The sequence below is a fragment of the Pseudoalteromonas sp. S16_S37 genome (assembly GCF_014694405.1).
In the GTDB taxonomy this organism is placed as follows: Bacteria; Pseudomonadota; Gammaproteobacteria; order Enterobacterales; family Alteromonadaceae; genus Pseudoalteromonas.
The window spans coordinates 63,645-83,043 of record NZ_JAAUWV010000011.1 but is presented as its reverse complement, the minus strand read 5'-3'; the positions used below and the strand labels follow the sequence as shown (position 1 = coordinate 83,043).

Here is a 19,399-nt window from a genome sequence, read left to right as displayed (position 1 = left end):
TATTTTATTTCCGTAACCACTAAACTTGAAAAATTTTTATTAGCACAGTCGTCTTTTTCAAATTAATTAACACCCAAACGCCAACCCATTAGTATAATTTACCCAATAGTTATTACCTATTTTTAACATTAATACCGAAAAAGCCACCAAAGTGGTAGTAATAATTTCACCAATATGTATACTGAATGAACACAAAAATATATTGTATACATTATATTTTTGTGTTCGCACGATTTACCTTCCGATAGGTCACTCGTTAACAGGAACCGCTCAAACCTGTATTTGAGCATAATTTAACTAAGGTATACGCAGTGAAACAGCATAAACTAACAAAAATAGCCGCTGCATTGGCGATTACTACATCATTTTCTACGCTTGCGCAGGAAGTGAATTTATTTAACCACGCGATTTCCTTTGGCAGTCAAGTCGCAAAGCCACAACAAAAAAATAACAATGTAGCGCTTGGTGTTAATTCCGCGGCTGAAAACGCATTAGTGCAATCCGTCGAGATTAATACAATTGATGCAAGTACATTAAAAGCTGGCGACCTACTGAGCCTCACCATAGATGGTCAATATATTCAAATTGAACTGACCAAAGTAACTAAGGCTACCGGCAATAAGGTTCTAATTTCAGGTCGCTCCTATGACAGCGGTGCCATTCTCTCAATGGTAAGCTTGAATAACCGTTACAGCGCTAAAATACAAGTTAACGGAGTTGGCTATTTGCTTAGTCCATCATCCCATAAAAGCAGCATCTATAAATTGAGTAAATTTATAGATGATAAGACTCAAGTTGATGATTCAGAGCACCCACAAATCAATAATTTGTCAAACACGACGACTTTCCAAGGCCTAAGCCATTCACTCGCTAATGTGTTAAATAGCGATGAAGCCAGCCCTGAAGTAACGGTGATAGTTGCTTACACAGAAGAAGTCGCGAAAGAAGTTGGAGATATTGACGCATACTTAGCGCTGATGGAAAAAGACACCAACGATAGTTACGTTGCCAGTGGCGTAAATGCGACCGTGCGCATCGTGCATTCTTATCAAACGCTCTACAAATCCACTGGCGACATGGCCGAGGACAACTCAACGCTACTCAATGAAAACTCGAGTGATTGGCTAAAAAACCCAAACCCGCTTGCACCAAATGGCTTTGGGGTTGAATTAAAGAGTCTGCGTGATGAACACCAGGCTGACGTCATGGTATTTTTAGCGGATAAAAATAAGTCGTCACCCTGGGCTGGCTGGGCAGGACAAATCGGGACAGATGAGCAAAGTGCACTATTTACACTGAGCAGTTGGGGTACATTCAAAAATACCTTCGCCCATGAACTAGGCCATTTGTATGGCGCTCGTCACGATAATGACTCAACCACTACACCATTCGCGTATGGCCATGGCTTTTGTAATACCGATAAAACGTGGCGAACACTTATGGCAATTTCAGACTGTGGTGAGCGACTAAATGTTTGGTCAAACCCTGAGCAAATATACAAAGATGAAGTGGGTGGTACAACAGCGACTAATAATAATGCTCGTGTACACAATGAACGTGGTGCCGCCATGGCTGCGCTTCGCACTAGCGCTCATATTGCACCAAATGCGACTATCACACAGGTGAACGCAACGGATAATAACCTAACCGTCAGCTTTTCTGGTCAAGCAAGTGATAGTGACGGCAGTATCGTGTCGACGCTATGGGACTTTGGTGATGGTGTTTATCATAATGAACCCTATGCTCAGGGCGATAATGTATCTCATACTTATCAATTTCCTGGCACGTACACAGTTCGTTACACGGCAACCGATAACCAGGGGCTTATTCATTCGGCTAAGACCCAAGTAACCGTAACCGCGCTCCCGGGAACAGGGTACTGCGCTGCTAAGAGCTACAACGCGCTATATCAACATATAGAAAGCGTAGGTGTAAATGGCTTAACACACGAAACATGGCGTAGAAATTATACTGATCAAACGCAAAAAGACGCGTTTACTGCCTATGCAGGTTCTTCTACTGGTATCGAACTACAGCAAGGCACTCGTGGCAATGATTTTGGCCCGTATGCAGCCTATTGGGCAGTTTATGTCGACTTGAACCAAGATAACACGTTTAGCGAGGATGAACTTCTACACTATTCAGTACCTAGAACAACGCAATCGAGAGAGCCTGTTCTGGGTAACATCACAATTCCTCAAACTGCGCTTGCTGGCACAACACGCATGCGTGTTATGCAATCGTACAAGTTACGCGATGGTGAAACAACACTGGGCGCTTGTGGCGAATTCACGTGGGGTGAGGTGGAAGATTACATAATCAATATCAAGCAAGAGCAAAATCCAGCAGAATTTACACCGAATATTACCGCGAACGATTTGAATGTCAGCTTTACTGGTGTATCGAATGCTGATATTGCTTCTGTAGAGTGGGATTTTGGCGATGGGTTATTTAGCCGCTCAAATAAAAGCACTGAGTTCAATCCAAGTCATAGATACTTATTCTCAGGGAGCTATACTGTCACTTTAACTATCACACTGAAAAACGGTGAAAAACTAACGCATACCAAGGTTGTTGATGTAACCGCACCAGCAGGCGAAGATTACTGCCAAGCATACGGTAATCAACCTAAATACCAATACAATGCCAATGTCACTCTCAATGGTACTGGCGTCACATCAGGCGCAACAAACTACTCTGATCACACAGCAACAATCATGGGTGCTGTTCACGGAGAAAACATTTTGTCTGTTCGCCAAGGTGCAACAGGCTCTAAATCTTCATACAACGCAGAGTGGCGTGTTTATATCGATAGTAACCAAAATGGTACTTTTGAAGACAGTGAAAGTATGTGGTACTGGACAGGCGCTAATACCAGCAATGCAATTGAGCGCACTTTTAACCTGGCTGACACCGCGCTTGAAGGTAAAACCAGAATGCGCGTATTGCAAAGCTACGAAAAACTGTCGTCGCCTTGCGGTCGAATTCGCTGGGGTGAAGTTGAAGATTTCACAGTCGATATTAAAGCGCAAAACCCAGCAGAATTTACCGCCAACGTCACTGCAAACAACTTAACGGTGAACTTTGAAGATAGTGCAAATTCGAGTCAAAACGTCGCCTCGATAGAGTATGACTTTGGCGATGGTATGGTTAACCCAGATAACACAAGCTCACAGTCTAATCCTAGTCATACTTACTTGTATTCAGGTACTTATAGCGTGCGCGCTAAAGTGACACTGACAAACGGCGTAACTTATGTAAAACAGCAAGACGTGACCGTTTCTGGTGACGCTTATTGTATTGCCTATGGAAAGTCTCCTACGCAATGGACGAGCAACGTAAGAGTTGGAAACAAAAACAATGCGTCGCAAAAGAGTCAATTTACCCACTTTGCAGATACGGACTTTGTATTAAACAAAGGTGGTGACACTGAAATTGGTCTTACTCATGGCTCGGGCGGTCCATACTTAGCGAATTGGGCTGTTTATGTTGACCTCAATCAAAACAACAGCTTCGATGACGCTGGCGAGTTATTGCTACAAAAAAGTGCGACTACGTTTGATGAAGTGGTTGGCTCATTATCAGTTCCACAAACAAGTTCAACGGGTAAAACCGTGATGCGTGTTATGCAGTCTTATGAACTGACTGATGGAAAAGTGCCAGCTTGCGGTAGTTTTGGTTGGGGTGAAGTTGAGGATTATGATGTCACCATCACTGATTCAACGCAGCCAAGTAATGAACTGAAAAATGATGAAACCAAGTCGGGTATCAACGTAACTAAAGGTGAAACCAAAACGTTTACCTTTGATGTGCCTCAAGGTGCCACCAATATCAATGTTCATATGGGCGCCGGTTCTGGCGATCCAGATCTGTACGTGAAATTTGGTGATTCTGACACCGCAAATAACTGGGATTGTCGTCCTTACAAAGGGGGTAATGTGGATGAAACCTGCGATAGCAGCAAGCTCACAAAATCAGGTGGTACCTATTATGTATCAGTTGTTGGATTCAGTGCTTCTGACAATGTTACGTTAACTGCCAGCTACAAAGATGATGTGATCACACCGCCTAGTAATGCATGTGAAACCAAGTCTCCACAAACTAGAGGCAATTTGAGCAATGACGAAGCAATTTGTATGGGAAGTCAAACCGTATATGTCGCTATATCTGTACCTGCTGGTCAATCAACACTGACAGTAAAAACCACTGGGGGTGATGGAGACGCGAGCGTGTATCAAAACAGTCAGGGTTGGCCAAGTAGCAGTAACTTTGAAAACAAAGCGACTACAGCCAATTCGAGTGAAGAACTTATCACAATCAATAGCCCTAATTCTGGCTGGCACTACCTTATGGTAACAGGTCAAGGTACAGGTACTGAGCTAAAAGTCACATACCAATAAAATTCAACCTGAAACTAAAGCTGGCATCTATTAGCGTGGATAGCCAGCTTTTTCGTCTTTAAATCTTGTTATTGTTGAGGCTAGATAATCGAAAAAGGTTACCTTGCTAAAACAAACAGGTTTTTAGTTCTTCCAAATCATTTCAAATTCTAAGTTCAAGGAGTAAACAATGATATTTAACGAGGTATTGATAGGGCCTTACAAGCAGCCATAACAGATTTAAAAAATAAAGTTATCCAATATGACAATATACAAATGGCGATGTTTAGCAAAAGGCTACGTTCGTTAGTTTTACGACGTCTTGTGTTGAAGATCTTATCTTTACTTTTTGTAGTTTTTTGATTTATTTTTTGCAGCTGATTGATTTACTATCGTAGCAAATTACCTAATTGCAAACGGTATTCAACATTTAAATTATATAAGGAAGTTCAAATGATAATTAAGGCAAGTTTACTGGTTACTGCAATATTGGCTTCAGTGTCATGCTTTGCTGCACAGACTTACCAAGTATCTACATCTGTATATTCTCAGGGCAAACTGGTTGGCGCACCAACCATGATTGTTGAAGCAGACAAAATGGCCTCGTTTGCGATGGATAATGGTTTTAGCTATAACCTCACAGTTAAACCAAACCAAGATGAAACTGTAGGTGTTGAAGCAGCTGTTACCGTTGGTGATAGCACGATAAATCCTTCGTTCACTGTTATCTACGACAAAGAGGCGACTTTGGAAATAGGCACTCAAAAACTAACGCTGTTGATCAGTAAGAACGCAAACTAAGAAGTTGCTAAATTTCGTTCCTGCCACAAACGCCGCGGCCTCCTTGAAACACTCTGGGCTGCGGCAGCACTTATATTTCTAACAAGCAATAAGCATTGAATATATATCGTAAAGAGCTTGTTTAAGAAATAGACGAACTAAAGACCCCTCTTTGGAAGTTTGCTCCGAATGAATGGAACTATTCAACGACACCAAAAAATTTTAATTACACGGCATTACAACTATTGCGCATATTGCTTATGAATTACTCGCGTGACCACTAGCAAAACGTTCACTTTCGGTCTAATTTCCATTTGTGTAATTAACTGATTGATAGCGTAAATTAAGTTTTTTCATCTAATGTAAACCCTCCTTGAACATGCAGTTTTATAATGTTTTTTGATGTAATAAATAAAATTATCAGGAAATTTGCTTCCCCATTGCTTGCACATTTCACTCCTACCTTTTCATCAGGTTGCTAGTACAGGGTTTTATGCCTTGGTTAAGGACCAAATTGATATTTAAAAGGAGAGGAATTTACGATGAACCAATGTAACAAGTTTTATAAACTCGCGATGCTGTTAGCGAGTAGTTTGCTGGTAACGAGCGTGCCAATAACTGTAAATGCAGCAATAGATACTGATGATGACAAAGTAGTGCGGTTAGACTTGCAAGGACAGATTGACAACTTTGCACCATTTTCAAAAACACTTTGGGCGGGTGCACATAACGCGTATGCTTCATATTCTTGGAGCGCGGGTACCTACACCGATGTAAACCAATATTACTCCCCCAAAAGCTTGCTCAAGCGAGGGATCCGGGTAATGGAATTTGATATTTACCCAGAGGGCACCTTTGATTCTACGCCTATGCTGTGTCACAACTCTTTAGAAAACAAAGCGCTGTGCTCTAGCTTTCATGCCAAATTATCTGAAGGATTAGATGATATTAGAGAGTTTTTGCAAGACAACCCCGACGAAGTGATTTTGCTAAAAATCGAAGCATATAAGCACAATGACCATAACAATTGGCACAACAAAATAGGAGAACGATTACAAAATGACATTAGCGATTACCTGCTTTTGCCCTCTGATTGGGGATATGCTGATAAAAGCTGTGCATCTTTGCCGGTATCAAAACTCACCAAACGCGATATTTTAGCAGCGGGAAAGCAGCTAGTAGCGGTGGTGCAAACGCCCCGCGATCATAGTGACTTATGTTCATATCATAGTTCTGGTAACTATTCTAAGTTTTGGAATACCGTATTTATTGGTGTCGATGCTTTTGACTCTAGCGGTAATTTGCAAAGCAATCAGCCATTTTGCCAAAACGGTAACGATGAATGTGTGAGTAATGACCAAACGGCCCAGTACAACGCAAATAACATGACTGTTGTTATAGATGATGCCACGCAACTTAATGTCGACGGTCCATCTTCAAGCAAAACTGGCAGTAATGTGCTTAAAAATTGGGCTAAAAAAGGTTCGCAAATACTGGAACTGGCACTCGTTGAGGCTAACAACACCAGTGCGGCGAGCGGTTACGGTGCCAATGAAGTACAAATTGAAGACTATATTTGGTCTTGGAAGTCTAATCGTCCTAATGGTACAGGAGATTGTGCAAGTCTAGAAAATGACGAGACTATCGCCGATAAAGCCTGTACCGCGTTTCAATATCATGCATGTGTAGATAATGACAGAAATTGGCAGCTCTCGACTACCAAAGGCACATGGCATATGGGTTTGAATACTGTAAAAATCTCGGCGGTAGTTACGCTTTCGGTATGCCATTTAATGCCTATGAACAAGTTCAACTACTCAAAAAAATAGGCGCGAGTAGCGAAGATTATTGGGTGAATTACTATAAAGCGTTTGACGATTTTTGGCTGTCAAACTCATCCGAGTATATTGACTGGAAGTTTGTAGAAAAAAGTGCTGTTGGTACAAGCTCACAAGGTACTGCCTTTGATAATATTGCCTTACTTAAACGCAAAGCACTGGTTGGCGGGTCGTTTAACTTAATACCAATTTTATTAATACATTGATCATTCTAGCGAGCTAAATGACTCATTAACTGCGTTAAATATTTCTCATGTAGAATAACTACATAGCGAAATATTTACCTTGTTTCTAAGCCATTTATCTGTCGCAATATCTGATCATTTATTTAATGTAATTGGTATAAGTTCAGTACAGATCCGCTCAGGTAGCCGTATTGATGGCTTCAAAGTCTGCTATCAAACGAGTCAAAGTGTGAGTCATGCAAGTGTCGGCACCTCTGAGTTATGCTTTACCTACGGCGGTAGCGGTGGCAGTTGGGGCAGTACATTAAGTTTTGATGCCAGCAGTGGTGATTATTTAAGAGAAGTTAGAATTTGTAAGGAAGACGCCAAGTACGGATATGACACAGTGTACTTTTTGAAGTTTACTTCAAGCACGGGGAGTAATATTTCTGGCGGCGCGCCCACTGGCAGTTGCACGACTTATAATCCAACGTCATCCGAACAGATTTTTGCCTTTCATGGCAGCGAAGGAAGCGAGCTTAACTCACTCGGTATTTATAAAATCGACAACTCACTGGTTAATGGCGGTTTATACGCAACGGATTGGTTAGATAGAGATGACCCAGCAAGTGGCGATAATGAACTATTTAACGCACACAAATCGTCAGGTAACATTTCCGCAAGTTGTGAATCCTCTGATATTGCAGCGATTTTGGCCCGCGTGGTGGGGACTAAGTTAGATTCAAGCCTGACAGGGCAGAACTTAGTAAATAACGGTTCAGGCTTTGCCTGCTGGAACTCAAGTAACGGCGGTGGCAGTGGTATTACAACCTGCGAAGATTATGAAGTACGGTACTTCTTCACAAAAGCCAGTTGCTTGCCTTAAAAGCGATTTTTACTAGGTATATTAAAGCGCCAGAATGGCGCTTCTTTAGCTTAACTTGACAGTTTTCTTACGATGCCCACGGTCTCGACTACACTTTATAGGTAAAGTAAACAAATAGAGGATATACACTATGCCGATAAAATCAGGGCCTAAACGAAAAAATAAAGATGGAACTCCAGATAAAAGACAACGCGTAACAAAAGAGAATAAAAATAAGCAAAAAAAGTAAAAGAACACAAACATGAAAATGGGGACTGAAACAAAAAAGCGCCCATATAGGGCGCTTTGTTGGGCTAGTAATTCATTATCTAAGTGCTTGAATACGTTGTTCAAGCGGTGGGTGAGAGGCAAACATCTCGGATAAGCTTTTACCCGATGCGATACCGAATGCCATCATAGAGCCTTCAAGTTGCGATTCTTGATTTTGCTTTAATCGTTCCAACGCGGCACGCATTTTATGAGCGCCAACAAGGTTGGCCGCACCTTTATCGGCTGCAAATTCACGTTTACGGCTGAAGTACGCCACTACGATTGACGCTAAGATACCAAATAGCATTTGGAAGATTAGGTCAAACACAAAATACGCCCAGCTAGTACCTTCTTCGTCTTCGCCTCTAAAGAAATTATCTACAATGCCAGCTAGCACTTTTGCTAAGAAGATCACAAAGGTATTTACCACGCCTTGAATAAGCGTCAGCGTTACCATGTCACCGTTAGCTACGTGCGAAACTTCGTGCGCTAATACAGCCTCGGCTTCATCTTGACTCATGTTATGTAACAAGCCAGAGCTTACCGCAACTAGGCTGTTATTTTTACTTGGCCCTGTGGCAAAAGCGTTGATCTCAGGGCTGTCGTAAATGGCCACTTCTGGCATCTTAATATTTGCTTGCTGAGCTTGACGAGCAACCGTTTGTAATAACCAATGTTCCGTTTCATTGCGAGCATGCTCAATGACCATAGCGCCAGTTGATTTTTTTGCTATCCATTTCGACATAAATAGCGAAATAAATGCGCCACCAAAACCAAACACTAGAGCGATAAGCATAATGCCGCTGTAACTTCTAGACGAAATTCCAAATACCGACATCAAGACAGATAGAACCACTCCCAACACTAGCATGACAGCTAAGTTAGTTAGTAGAAATAACACAACGCGTTTCATAATCACCTCAGTGAAATAACAAAATTCAAATTCTGTGTGCATTACACACAGACTCATATATCTAATGAGTAAAATGGGGCAATTTTTAGCACTAATCAATAGCAGTAGATGCAATAAAATGGGAAAAATCGCGTTTTTTATCAGTTAATTTTTTGTCAAGAGCCAAACAGGGCGTTTGGCCCAGATTATTTCTTATAACTGCAACGAAAAAGCCGATTGTTTCAATTGTTGCCTTAACGCCTCGTCTTTTATTTCACCTTTTTCACTGTCAAAAACATCATAAAAACTTGGCACTGAAACACTGGCTTTTACGTCCATCGCAAAAAAAGGTGCTGAACCTGTAGCACTCGCTAAAACACTTTTTGCACCGCCAGGTCCCGGTGATGTTGCTAATAGAACCATTGGTTTATTTTGATACACCTTTTGGCTAATACGTGACGCCCAGTCGAATATGTTTTTATAGGCCGCCGTGTATGTACCATTGTGCTCCGCAAAAGAGACAACAATAGCGTCAGCTTCTGTGATTTTGTTGTAAAACTGCTGAGCTTGAACAGGAATACCGGTTTCATTTTCTCTATCCGAGCTATAGATTGGCATTTCAAAATCATTTAAATCGATTAACTCAACCTCTGCGCCTTCAACAAGTGACGCGGTGTATTGAGCTAATTGTTTGTTGATTGATTGACGGCTACTGCTTGCTGCAAATGCTAAAACTTTCATAACACTCTCCTAAATGGGTTTGTTTAGTTGTATTCATTCTATGTAACCCAGTGTATATTGATATTCAAATTTCATTAATAGCCTTTTGGTAAAGTTACTATTTCCATATGACTAATAATATATTTGACGGTATTCCTATATTTGTGCAGGTTGTAAAAAGTGGTGGTTTTGGCGCAGCTGCGAGTGTGTTGGGGCATTCAAACTCTCACATCAGTAAAGAAATAAACAAACTTGAAGAACGTCTTGGCGTGAGGTTACTCAATAGAACGACGCGCTCTATTGCCTTAACACCTGAAGGAGAGCTTTATTATGGCTATTGTGAGCAGCTGGTTAACGACGCCAATGATGCGTTTACGCTTTTAACGCACAACGACAATAATCCAAAAGGGGAGTTAAAAATAAGCTGTCCTATTGGTATTAGCCAAAATTACATACAGCCTGTGATTAAACAATATTTGCAGCGTTATCCTAATGTAAGGCTCAATGTAGACTTAAGTGACAAGCGTATAGATGTGATTGCCGATGGCTTTGACCTTGTTGTTCGTGCAGCACCGGCGTTGCAAGAGTCTAGTTTGATTTGCAAACGGCTGTTTTCTTGCCCTACCTATGTAGTTGCTTCGCCTGACTACATAGCTCGCCATGGCCGACCCCATCACCCAAAAGAGCTCAGCAATTACGATTGTATCTGCTATTCCAACCTAAAAACGCCAGACAAGTGGGAGTTTGTTAACGAAGAAGGTGAGCACTTTAGCGTTAATGTAAGGCAAAAGGTCATGTCAAATAATGGCAATTTGCAAGCAACAATGGCAAGTTCTGGCATTGGCGTATGTAGGCTGCCTGAGTTTTACATTAAAAATGAACTCGCCCAGGGCCAACTAGAAGTGCTTTTTGAGCAATTTCCACAGCCAAAGGTAAATGTGTACGCTATTTATCCAAGCAAAAAGCATCTTTCGCCGAAAGTGCGCTGTTTTATCGACTTGTTAGATGAGTACGCAAATAGTATTCGCCAAAACGAGGCTTAATTTGACAATAGCGAACGCTTTTAATCGCATGCATACAGTTAATGCGTTAAAATAGTCTATTACTTTCCTAAACCTCGATATCCATTGATTAATGGTTATCCTGACATCGAGAACACCATGAGAAAAAACTTTGCGTTAACGCACCCAAAACTAAAACCTGCTCGATTAGTTGATGCAATTAAATATGAAGTAAAAAAATATCTTCGTAGAGAGCGTAATAAAAGCCTACCTGCAGGCGCTGATTTTTGGCACTTTGATTGTCGTTTTGGCGCCACACAAGAGCAAGCTGATGTAATTAAAGTTTCAGAGATAAACAAGCACATTGACCATGCGGTAGGTGCTGAATTGCCTTCTTTTTATCTGGAAATTTTAGCTAAGCCAGGCTTCAAAGCGCCATTAATGGATGAAGACGAAGAGTAAAACTATGCAAGCTGGCACTTAGTCACACTAAGTGCCAAATTCTGTTATTTCGATTGTATATGGGTCAAACGCTCGCCCAGCAAAGTCAAAGACAACAACAGGCCTCCAATCGCTCCAATTAAGTGAGCTTCTATAGCAACTCTAGCGTCGATAAGCGCACCGACTTCAACGCTCGGACCTTGTATTTGCTCCCAAATTAGCTTTGCCCAAATACCAATAAACAACAAAATACCTGAACGCATGCCAACTTGAATATCTTTAAGCGCACCCCAAACAATCACACCATGTAAAAGACCACTTAAACCGGTATAGATACCAATGTCGGGGCAAAATAGCCAAATCCCCAGTCCAGTCCACAGGGCTAAAAATATGATGTGAAAGAAATATACTTTTGCAGAGCGATGCTCGGCATGCAAAACCCATATAAATACAATGCCTACCACGTTAAGCAGTAGGTGAGTCCAGTTGCTATGCATAAATTGACCTGTGAATATACGCCACCATTGCGCTGGCACTAAATCTCTATCAAAGGCCATTAACGAATGAGCATCGAACAGCATTAACAAAGTGCTGATTAAAATTAGTGTCAAAGGGGGTAGGATGTAACGTTTGCTTAGAGGTAATTCAATCATGGCATTTAGTCGTTATTTTTTGCATATTGTGCCCGTTTGCTTTTATCATGCCAATGTTTTCAATGGATATAAGTGATTATAAATGAAATACGCACTGCACTTAGCGCTGATGTTTTTGCTTAGTAGCTGCACCTCAAGTGACTACGCGCTACAAAGTCAAAAACAAGAAACAAGAGAGCCTGAAGCTGCAACGGGACTACAACACAAGCAGCAGGTTTTGGCAAAGCAATTTATGGTTGCTGCAGCTAACCCTTATGCCGCAAAAGCAGGTCAATCAATGCTTGCGCGAGGCGGCAATGCAATAGATGCGGCAATAGCAACACAGCTTGTACTTACCCTTGTTGAGCCGCAGTCGTCGGGGGTAGGCGGCGGTACGTTTATTTTATATTTTGATAAAAAGCATAATAAGCTGGTGACGTTTGATGGTAGAGAAACCGCCCCTAGTAAAGCCGACCACACTCTTTTTTTAGATGAGACAGGCAACGCAGTGCCTTGGATAAAGGCAGTTGTTGGCGGGCGCTCCGTTGGCGTGCCAGGGGTATTACATGCTTTTAAGCAAGCCCATCAACAATACGGTAAGTTACCATGGGAGACGCTATTTGAGCCTGCTATTAAGCTTGCAAGCGAAGGTTTTGTGGTATCACCAAGATTGAACATGCTCCTTGAGAAAAAACTCAACCCTGGGCTTACGCAATTGTCTCCTGCAAAAGAATATTTTTACCCCGATGGTGAAGCACTTAAAGTAGGCACGTTGAAGCAAAATCCAGAACTTGCGAATTTATATAAACAAGTAGCAAAAAACGGCATAACTGCATTTTATCAAGGCGAAAATGCACAGCAATTAGCTCACGCCGTGCAAAATGCGCAAATAGCACCAGGGAAGCTAGAAAAAAGTGATTTAGAGCGCTACACCAGCAAACAGCGAGACGCAATTTGCACAAACTATCACCAATATAGCGTTTGCTCTATGGCGCCGCCTAGCAGTGGCGGTGTGGCTGTATTGCAAATCTTAAAATTACTTGAGAGTAAAAATCTTTCGCAGTATTCGCCCAACGATCCGCAGGCATTGCATTTGTTTACGCAGGCATCGCGTTTGGCGTTCGCTGACAGAAATCATTATGTTGCCGATCCTGACTTTGCTTCGGTGCCTACCAAAGCGCTGCTAAGAGATGACTACCTACAAAAACGAGCAGAATTGATATCAGATAAAGACAATCATAATGTTCCTGTGGGCGACCCTACCAGAGGCGATCTCGCTTATGCGCAAGACGACGGCTACGAATTACCTTCCACGACCCATGTTTCAATTGTTGATAGTCAAGGCAATGCTGTGTCGATGACGAGTTCTATCGAAATGGCGTTTGGATCAACAGTTATGGTGAACGGGTATCTTTTAAACAATCAGCTCACAGACTTTTCTTTAAGTCCTAAAAAAGACGGAAAGTGGGTTGCTAATAGAGTGGAAGCCAATAAACGGCCCCGTAGTTCAATGTCGCCGGTCATGGTATTTAACCCAGATGGAAGTTTACGTCTGGTTGTTGGCTCACCTGGTGGAAGCCGTATTATTAATTACGTTGCACAAACAGTCATTGGCGTGCTTGATTGGCAATTGACGCCGCAGCAGGCAATTAATTTACCTAGAATAACGAATCGTAATAGGTATACGACGCTTGAAAAAGGTACCGAACTTGAAAACTTAGTGCCGTTCTTTGAAGAAAAAGGGCATAACGTGCAGGTAAGAGATTTAAACTCCGGATTGCATGCCATAGAAGTCAAAGACGGTAAATTATTTGGTGGCGCAGACCCTCGCCGTGAAGGTATCGCATTAGGCGAAAACACGCGATAATCGTAGGCTTAAAAGTAACTTTACGATATACTGTACGGCCCTGTTTACGGAGAATGTGATCTGTGGACAGGGCTTTTTACATTGGTCTGATGTGAGTGAAATTCATTGAAATTTAATCACTTTGGGCAATAATGATCTCTCAGCCTATAAAAATGTGTCAAAACTTGTAAATATGACTAAACAAACAGATCCTAATTATTTATACATTCCATACTCTGGTCCTAATCTTTTAGAAACGCCGTTACTTAACAAGGGCAGTGCATTCACCCAACGTGAGCGAGAAAGCTTTAACTTAGCAGGTTTATTACCGCCACGTTATGAGACCATTGAAGAACAAGTTGAGCGTTGTTATCAACAATACTCAAGCTTTAGCGACAACTTAAACAAGCATATTTACCTTCGTGCTATTCAAGACAACAACGAGACGCTTTATTATCGTTTGGTGCGTGATCATTTAGAAGAAATGATGCCAATTATTTATACACCGACAGTGGGCGATGCGTGTGAAAAATTCTCTGATATTTATCGCAGCTCACGCGGTTTGTTTATTGCCTATGAAGATCGTCACCAAATCGATGATATCTTGCGAAATGCCACCAAAGGTAAAGTAAAAGTTATCGTTGTAACGGATGGTGAACGTATTTTAGGCCTTGGCGACCAAGGTATCGGTGGTATGGGTATTCCAATTGGTAAACTATCCTTGTACACCGCATGTGGCGGTATCAGCCCTGCCTACACATTACCAGTTATGCTTGACGTTGGTACTAACAATGAAAAGCTACTAGCAGATCCTATGTACATGGGAGCTCGTCATAAGCGTATTGGGCAACAAGAGTATGACGAATTTTTAGAGCTTTTCATTAACGCAGTTAAACGCCGTTGGCCTAACGTGTTACTGCAGTTTGAGGATTTTGCTCAGCCAAACGCGATGCCGCTACTTAAGCGTTATCGTAACGAAATTTGTAGCTTTAATGATGATATTCAAGGTACAGCCTCTGTTACTGTGGGGTCGTTACTGGCTGCATGCCGTGTAAAAGGCGCAAAACTATCCGAACAAAAAGTCGTATTTGTAGGGGCCGGTTCAGCTGGGTGTGGTATAGCAGAGCAAATCATTAGTCAAATGGTTGCTGAAGGCGTGTCAGACCAACAAGCGCGTAGTCAAGTTTATATGGTCGATAGATTTGGCCTACTCACTGAAGGTATGGCAGATCTTCGTGATTTCCAAGCTGCATTGGTACAAAGTAAAGATGCCCTTAGTGACTGGTCATATAGTGGCGACTATGCGTCGTTATTAGATGTAATGCACTGTGCAAAACCTGATATTTTGATCGGTGTTTCGGGGCAGCCTGGATTATTCACAGAGCAAGTTATACGTGCTATGCACAACGGCTGTGAACGTCCTATTATCTTCCCATTGAGCAACCCATCTCGCCAAGTTGAGGCGCATCCAAAAGATGTGATTGAGTGGACAGAAGGTAACGCCATTGTAGCAACGGGCAGCCCGTTTGACCCTGTGGACTTTAACGGCACCATTTATCCAATTCCACAGTGTAACAATAGTTATATTTTCCCTGGTATTGGTTTAGGTGTAATTGCCGCTAAAGCTACGAGTATTACAGACGCCATGTTGATGGTTTCAAGCGAAACCTTGGCTGAGTCTTCGCCTTGGGCGAATACTGGAAAGGGCAGTTTGTTACCTGCGCTTGTTGAGATTGAATTGTTAAGTAAGCGTATAGCATTTGCGGTTGCCAAAAAAGCAATGGAAGAGGGCGTTGCCCTTGAAATGCCTGATGATGCAATATGGGCAGCAATCGAGAAGAACTATTGGTTGCCAGAATATCGAAACTACAAGCGTCGTAGTATTTAATTATTATTGAGCCAGCATGATGAATGCTGGCTTTTTTATGTCTATAGTTAATACACAAACCAAGGAGGTAAATTTAAACAAATGTTTTGAGAGTTTTATGAAATATCTGCTTTTAACCGCGTATTTTGTTAGCCTGTTTATAAGCAAAAGTTATGCGTTGGTGATTGATTTAGCCTCTGATTTTGATCCTGCAAAAACCAATGAGCCCACTGACGCCGCAATGGTAATACTAATGAAGGTGCAAAAAGCATTAGATGGCAAGCTTATCTTTAATCACATACCAGCAAGCCGTATTAGAGAGTGGCGTGAATTAGACAGTCATCCAACCACCTGCCTTTATAACAAAGCTAAAACGCTCACTCGAGAAAAACAGGCGCTATATAGCAAATACCCTTTCACCGCATTTCCTGCTAACCGATTGATTGTAAATAGCCCTTTAGATCTTCCTCAAAGTTTATCAATTGATGACCTCATTACAAAGCATGGGTTGCAACTAGGCGTTGCGAAAGGGCGCTCATATGGAGAAGAGATTGACCGCATGCTCGCAGCGTACAAAGACCGTGTGTTTGTGAATGAAGGCGCAAACAGTGCCGCTAGGCTTAGAAAAATGTTGCTGCAAGGCAAACTTGACGCGATCATTGAATACGCGCCAGTATTTAACTACGACCACCCTCATGAATCACGAAAGCAAGGTATTACTTTTCATAAAATTTCAGGCGCACCTGTGGCAACATTTGGCTACTTTGTTTGCGCTAATTCAGAATTTGGAAAACAAGCAATTACATTTTTTAACCAAGCAATGGAAGACACACAGTTACAACAAGATATTATAGAGTTTCATAAGGACTTGTTCTTTGAGCAAGAAAGCATTTTTATTCGCCAATCATTACAAGCTCAATTTCTCGTTCAGTGATCATTAAGTGTAATATGATTCAATACAGCTAATTGCAACCAAAGGAATTTAATTATGCGTATGTTAAGCGTGTTCGCCGCCTCACTATTTAGTGTAAGTTCATTTGCCAGTACAGTACCTGATGACCCTCACCTTTATGTTCAAGGGCAAGCAAAAATGCAAGTGCAACCTGATAGAGCAACTATCAGAGTGGCAATCGTAGAAAAGAGTAAGCAGTTGCCCGAGGCAAAGCAAAAAGTCGACGATATTATGGCTAAAGCCATCAAGTTAGCTAAGCAGTATGACATTGAAAAAGATGATATTCATGCCGAGCAACTTAACGTTTATCGTCAAACCAGATATAACCGCAATACCAATGAAGAAGAGTTCGAAGGTTTTAGAGTAACTCGAAGCTTAACACTTAACTTAAAGAAAATTGAGAGCTACCCTGAGCTGCTTCAAGCGCTTGTAGATACCGGTATTACTGAGTTTAACAATACAGAGTTTAGCGTTAGTAACCGCGATGAGTTGACCGATAAGTTAAAGTTAAAAGCGATTAAAGACGCTAAATTAGCGGCAAAAGAGTTGGCTTCGGCGTTTGATGTGGAAGTTGATAAGCTCTATTCAGCATCGTTTGCACCAATCAATGAGCCAACAGTGCCATATTTACGCCAAGCACCGGCAATGAGAATGATGGACTCGGAGTCAGGTAGCTACAAAGAGGCATACAACACAGGTGCAATTACAATTGAAGCGCAAGTGTATGCAATCTATTTAATCAAGTAATTAACTCCTGCTCAATGATAGGCACTCCTCAGTGCCTATCGTATTTTAGACCCCTTTGTTATAATCGCCACTTTGCTATGAAATGCTCTGGATAGCTAAAGTTGACGAGTCAAAAGATATTTATTATTGGTTTACCAAGAACTGGCACTACCAGTGCTTGTATTGCGTGTTTAGAACTTGGCTTTGCTACAGCACATACAGCATATACCGTACAAGCTTTTAGCAATGCGCAGGTTTTAGCTGATACGCCAGTTTTTAATGATTACCAACACCTAGCGCAAACTTATCCAAATAGCCGTTTTATATATTTAGAGCGCGATTTATCATTATGGTTACCGTCAATCGCACAGTTATTAACTAGAATGGCCAGCAATTTGCTCAGAGCCAATGGTGGGTTTAATGACACCATCAAGCGCTGCTTTTTAAATACATTTAAAGATCTTACTCCTGATTTAGCAAGTGACTATGGGTTTTTACAAGGCTGCTATGAAACCCACAAAGAACAGGCGCTGAGATTTTTGAGTGACAACAAGTTAGAGCACATAACCCTTAATATTGCGCACTCTGATTCGCTCGAGCTGCTAAGCAACTTTTTAGGTGCTGCACGTTGCGAACTAAAAGAAATGCCATTCACAAACAAAGGCGGCAAAGTAACCGCTTGGAATAATATTCGTCATCCACTAAAAGTTGAATCGACGCGAAATGGTAAGGTAGATAAAGACACTTTGCTATTTACAGCGCTAATGTGAGTTAAACCGAGCACTTTGCGTGACTATCTGAATACGATAGAATGGCGGCAATTTTTTATGTGTATAGCCGTACGACTTAATTATGTTTGAACTTAAATACCACACCCCATTTGAATGGACACATAAAGTCATTGCAGACTTTGGTACATTTTTGCAAGACCATGCAGCCGCAGAAAAAAAAGCATCAGGAATGGCTGTGTCTATGCTCAGTCACTATCCAGATAGAATTAAATTAGTAAAAGCGATGACGGATCTCGCGATTGAAGAGATGATCCATTTTAAGCAAGTACTAAAATTAATGACTGAGCGCGGGATCACACTGGGTAATGATCAAAAAGACCCTTATGTTAAAAAAATCCGCGCATTGTTTAGAAATGGTCGCGATGAGTTTTTAATTGACCGTTTGCTAGTTGCCGCTGTAATAGAAGCAAGAGGACATGAACGCTTTTCTTTAGTTGCAGAAGCGCTTCCTGAGGGTAAAGAAAAAGATTTTTATGTCGCTATTGCAAAGTCCGAAGAAAAACATAAAAACCTGTTTGTTGAATTGGCTTATGAATACTTTGATAAACAAATGATTGATGAGCGTTTAGAAGAGATCTTAATCGCCGAAGCTAAAATATGTGAAGAGATCCCGTTTACCGCAGCTCTTCATTAACGTTTTAAATCTGCTTGGTGGTGTAGCAGGGCAGTTATCCACCAAGCTGGTTAAAAAATAACAAAACCTAGAAATAATTAAAAAAATTTAGTTGACTTGGCCTCACAATTCTATATAGTGGGCTCCAGCTTAAAAGTAAGAATATATACACACTCCATTTCGAAGCGTTAACGTTAGTACCTCCGTCCTGTAGTTTTTAAATATCATTTATTTTTTGTGCTATTCCGTCTGACTCTGATGATAGTCAGCAATTTAAAATTTAATTTACAGGATAGATATTATGTCTAACACAGTTACTGGTACCGTTAAATGGTTCAATGAGTCTAAAGGTTTTGGTTTTATCGCTCAAGAAAATGGCGCAGACGTATTTGCTCATTTCAGCGCAATCAAAGGCGACGGCTTCAAAACTCTAGCTGAAGGCCAACGCGTTGAATTCACTCTAGCTCAAGGCCAAAAAGGTCCTCAAGCAGAGAACATCGTTGCACTTTAATTTTTAAAAATTAAGTGAAACAAAGAAGGCAGCTTAAGCTGCCTTTTTTAATGTCAAAATTTTAGTCTAAATACGCTTCAAGTTATTTATCAAAAGATTGACTATTTCTAG

General features: G+C 41.3%; 17 protein-coding genes. 14 read left to right on the top strand and 3 right to left on the bottom strand.

Going from position 1 to position 19,399, the window contains the following annotated elements:
- Nucleotides 1-311 precede the first annotated feature (311 nt).
- The 5 genes from HC733_RS07800 to HC733_RS07785 all read left to right on the top strand — a co-directional run bounded on the left by HC733_RS07800 (nucleotide 312) and on the right by HC733_RS07785 (nucleotide 8,047).
- A complete protein-coding gene (locus HC733_RS07800) occupies nucleotides 312-4,400 on the top strand; it encodes a GEVED domain-containing protein (RefSeq protein WP_190364490.1) in 4,089 nt (1,362 codons plus the stop codon).
- A 432-nt stretch (nucleotides 4,401-4,832) separates the two neighbouring features.
- Nucleotides 4,833-5,180: a hypothetical protein gene (locus HC733_RS07795; protein ID WP_190364489.1), complete on the top strand. Its 348-nt coding sequence runs from the start codon at nucleotides 4,833-4,835 to the stop codon at nucleotides 5,178-5,180.
- Nucleotides 5,181-5,701: 521 nt separating this feature from the next.
- Nucleotides 5,702-6,988, top strand: coding sequence for a phosphatidylinositol-specific phospholipase C domain-containing protein (locus HC733_RS07790; RefSeq protein WP_238937492.1), 1,287 nt, complete (start codon nucleotides 5,702-5,704; stop codon nucleotides 6,986-6,988).
- 23 nt (nucleotides 6,989-7,011) lie between these two features.
- Entirely contained in the window at nucleotides 7,012-7,203 is a 192-nt protein-coding gene (locus HC733_RS23120) for a hypothetical protein (RefSeq protein ID WP_238937491.1), read from the top strand.
- A gap of 79 nt (nucleotides 7,204-7,282) precedes the next feature.
- Nucleotides 7,283-8,047: a jacalin-like lectin gene (locus HC733_RS07785; protein ID WP_194710012.1), complete on the top strand. Its 765-nt coding sequence runs from the start codon at nucleotides 7,283-7,285 to the stop codon at nucleotides 8,045-8,047.
- Nucleotides 8,048-8,351: 304 nt separating this feature from the next.
- Here HC733_RS07785 and htpX read toward each other — a convergent pair whose 3' ends face one another.
- Nucleotides 8,352-9,209 carry a protease HtpX gene (gene htpX, locus HC733_RS07780; RefSeq protein ID WP_190364488.1) on the bottom strand — a complete coding sequence of 286 codons (858 nt, stop codon included), beginning with the start codon at nucleotides 9,207-9,209 and terminating at the stop codon, nucleotides 8,352-8,354.
- A 192-nt stretch (nucleotides 9,210-9,401) separates the two neighbouring features.
- A complete protein-coding gene (locus tag HC733_RS07775) occupies nucleotides 9,402-9,929 on the bottom strand; it encodes an NADPH-dependent FMN reductase (protein WP_190364487.1) in 528 nt (175 codons plus the stop codon).
- Nucleotides 9,930-10,036: 107 nt separating this feature from the next.
- On the opposite strand from HC733_RS07775, the gene HC733_RS07770 reads away from it, so the two are divergent.
- On the top strand, nucleotides 10,037-10,951 hold the full coding sequence (locus tag HC733_RS07770) for a LysR family transcriptional regulator (RefSeq protein WP_190364486.1): 915 nt from the start codon (nucleotides 10,037-10,039) through the stop codon (nucleotides 10,949-10,951).
- Nucleotides 10,952-11,068: 117 nt separating this feature from the next.
- Nucleotides 11,069-11,371, top strand: coding sequence for a DUF6172 family protein (locus HC733_RS07765; protein WP_190364485.1), 303 nt, complete (start codon nucleotides 11,069-11,071; stop codon nucleotides 11,369-11,371).
- Between the two features lie 44 nt (nucleotides 11,372-11,415).
- Here HC733_RS07765 and rrtA read toward each other — a convergent pair whose 3' ends face one another.
- On the bottom strand, nucleotides 11,416-12,003 hold the full coding sequence (gene rrtA, locus HC733_RS07760; protein ID WP_190364484.1) for a rhombosortase: 588 nt from the start codon (nucleotides 12,001-12,003) through the stop codon (nucleotides 11,416-11,418).
- Nucleotides 12,004-12,112: 109 nt separating this feature from the next.
- On the opposite strand from rrtA, the gene ggt reads away from it, so the two are divergent.
- The 7 genes from ggt (at nucleotide 12,113) to cspE (ending at nucleotide 19,288) form a co-directional block, all read left to right on the top strand.
- Nucleotides 12,113-13,849: a gamma-glutamyltransferase gene (ggt, locus tag HC733_RS07755; RefSeq protein WP_238937496.1), complete on the top strand. Its 1,737-nt coding sequence runs from the start codon at nucleotides 12,113-12,115 to the stop codon at nucleotides 13,847-13,849.
- Between the two features lie 172 nt (nucleotides 13,850-14,021).
- Nucleotides 14,022-15,716 carry an NAD-dependent malic enzyme gene (locus HC733_RS07750; RefSeq protein ID WP_190364482.1) on the top strand — a complete coding sequence of 565 codons (1,695 nt, stop codon included), beginning with the start codon at nucleotides 14,022-14,024 and terminating at the stop codon, nucleotides 15,714-15,716.
- Between the two features lie 97 nt (nucleotides 15,717-15,813).
- On the top strand, nucleotides 15,814-16,629 hold the full coding sequence (locus HC733_RS07745) for an ABC transporter substrate-binding protein (RefSeq protein ID WP_190364481.1): 816 nt from the start codon (nucleotides 15,814-15,816) through the stop codon (nucleotides 16,627-16,629).
- 54 nt (nucleotides 16,630-16,683) lie between these two features.
- Nucleotides 16,684-17,394, top strand: a complete 711-nt coding sequence (locus HC733_RS07740; protein WP_190364480.1) for an SIMPL domain-containing protein — start codon at nucleotides 16,684-16,686, stop codon at nucleotides 17,392-17,394.
- A 101-nt stretch (nucleotides 17,395-17,495) separates the two neighbouring features.
- Nucleotides 17,496-18,143: a sulfotransferase gene (locus HC733_RS07735; RefSeq protein WP_190364479.1), complete on the top strand. Its 648-nt coding sequence runs from the start codon at nucleotides 17,496-17,498 to the stop codon at nucleotides 18,141-18,143.
- 82 nt (nucleotides 18,144-18,225) lie between these two features.
- Nucleotides 18,226-18,798, top strand: a complete 573-nt coding sequence (gene miaE, locus HC733_RS07730; RefSeq protein WP_190364478.1) for a tRNA-(ms[2]io[6]A)-hydroxylase — start codon at nucleotides 18,226-18,228, stop codon at nucleotides 18,796-18,798.
- Nucleotides 18,799-19,078: 280 nt separating this feature from the next.
- Nucleotides 19,079-19,288, top strand: coding sequence for a transcription antiterminator/RNA stability regulator CspE (cspE, locus tag HC733_RS07725; protein ID WP_070985466.1), 210 nt, complete (start codon nucleotides 19,079-19,081; stop codon nucleotides 19,286-19,288).
- Nucleotides 19,289-19,399: the final 111 nt, after the last annotated feature.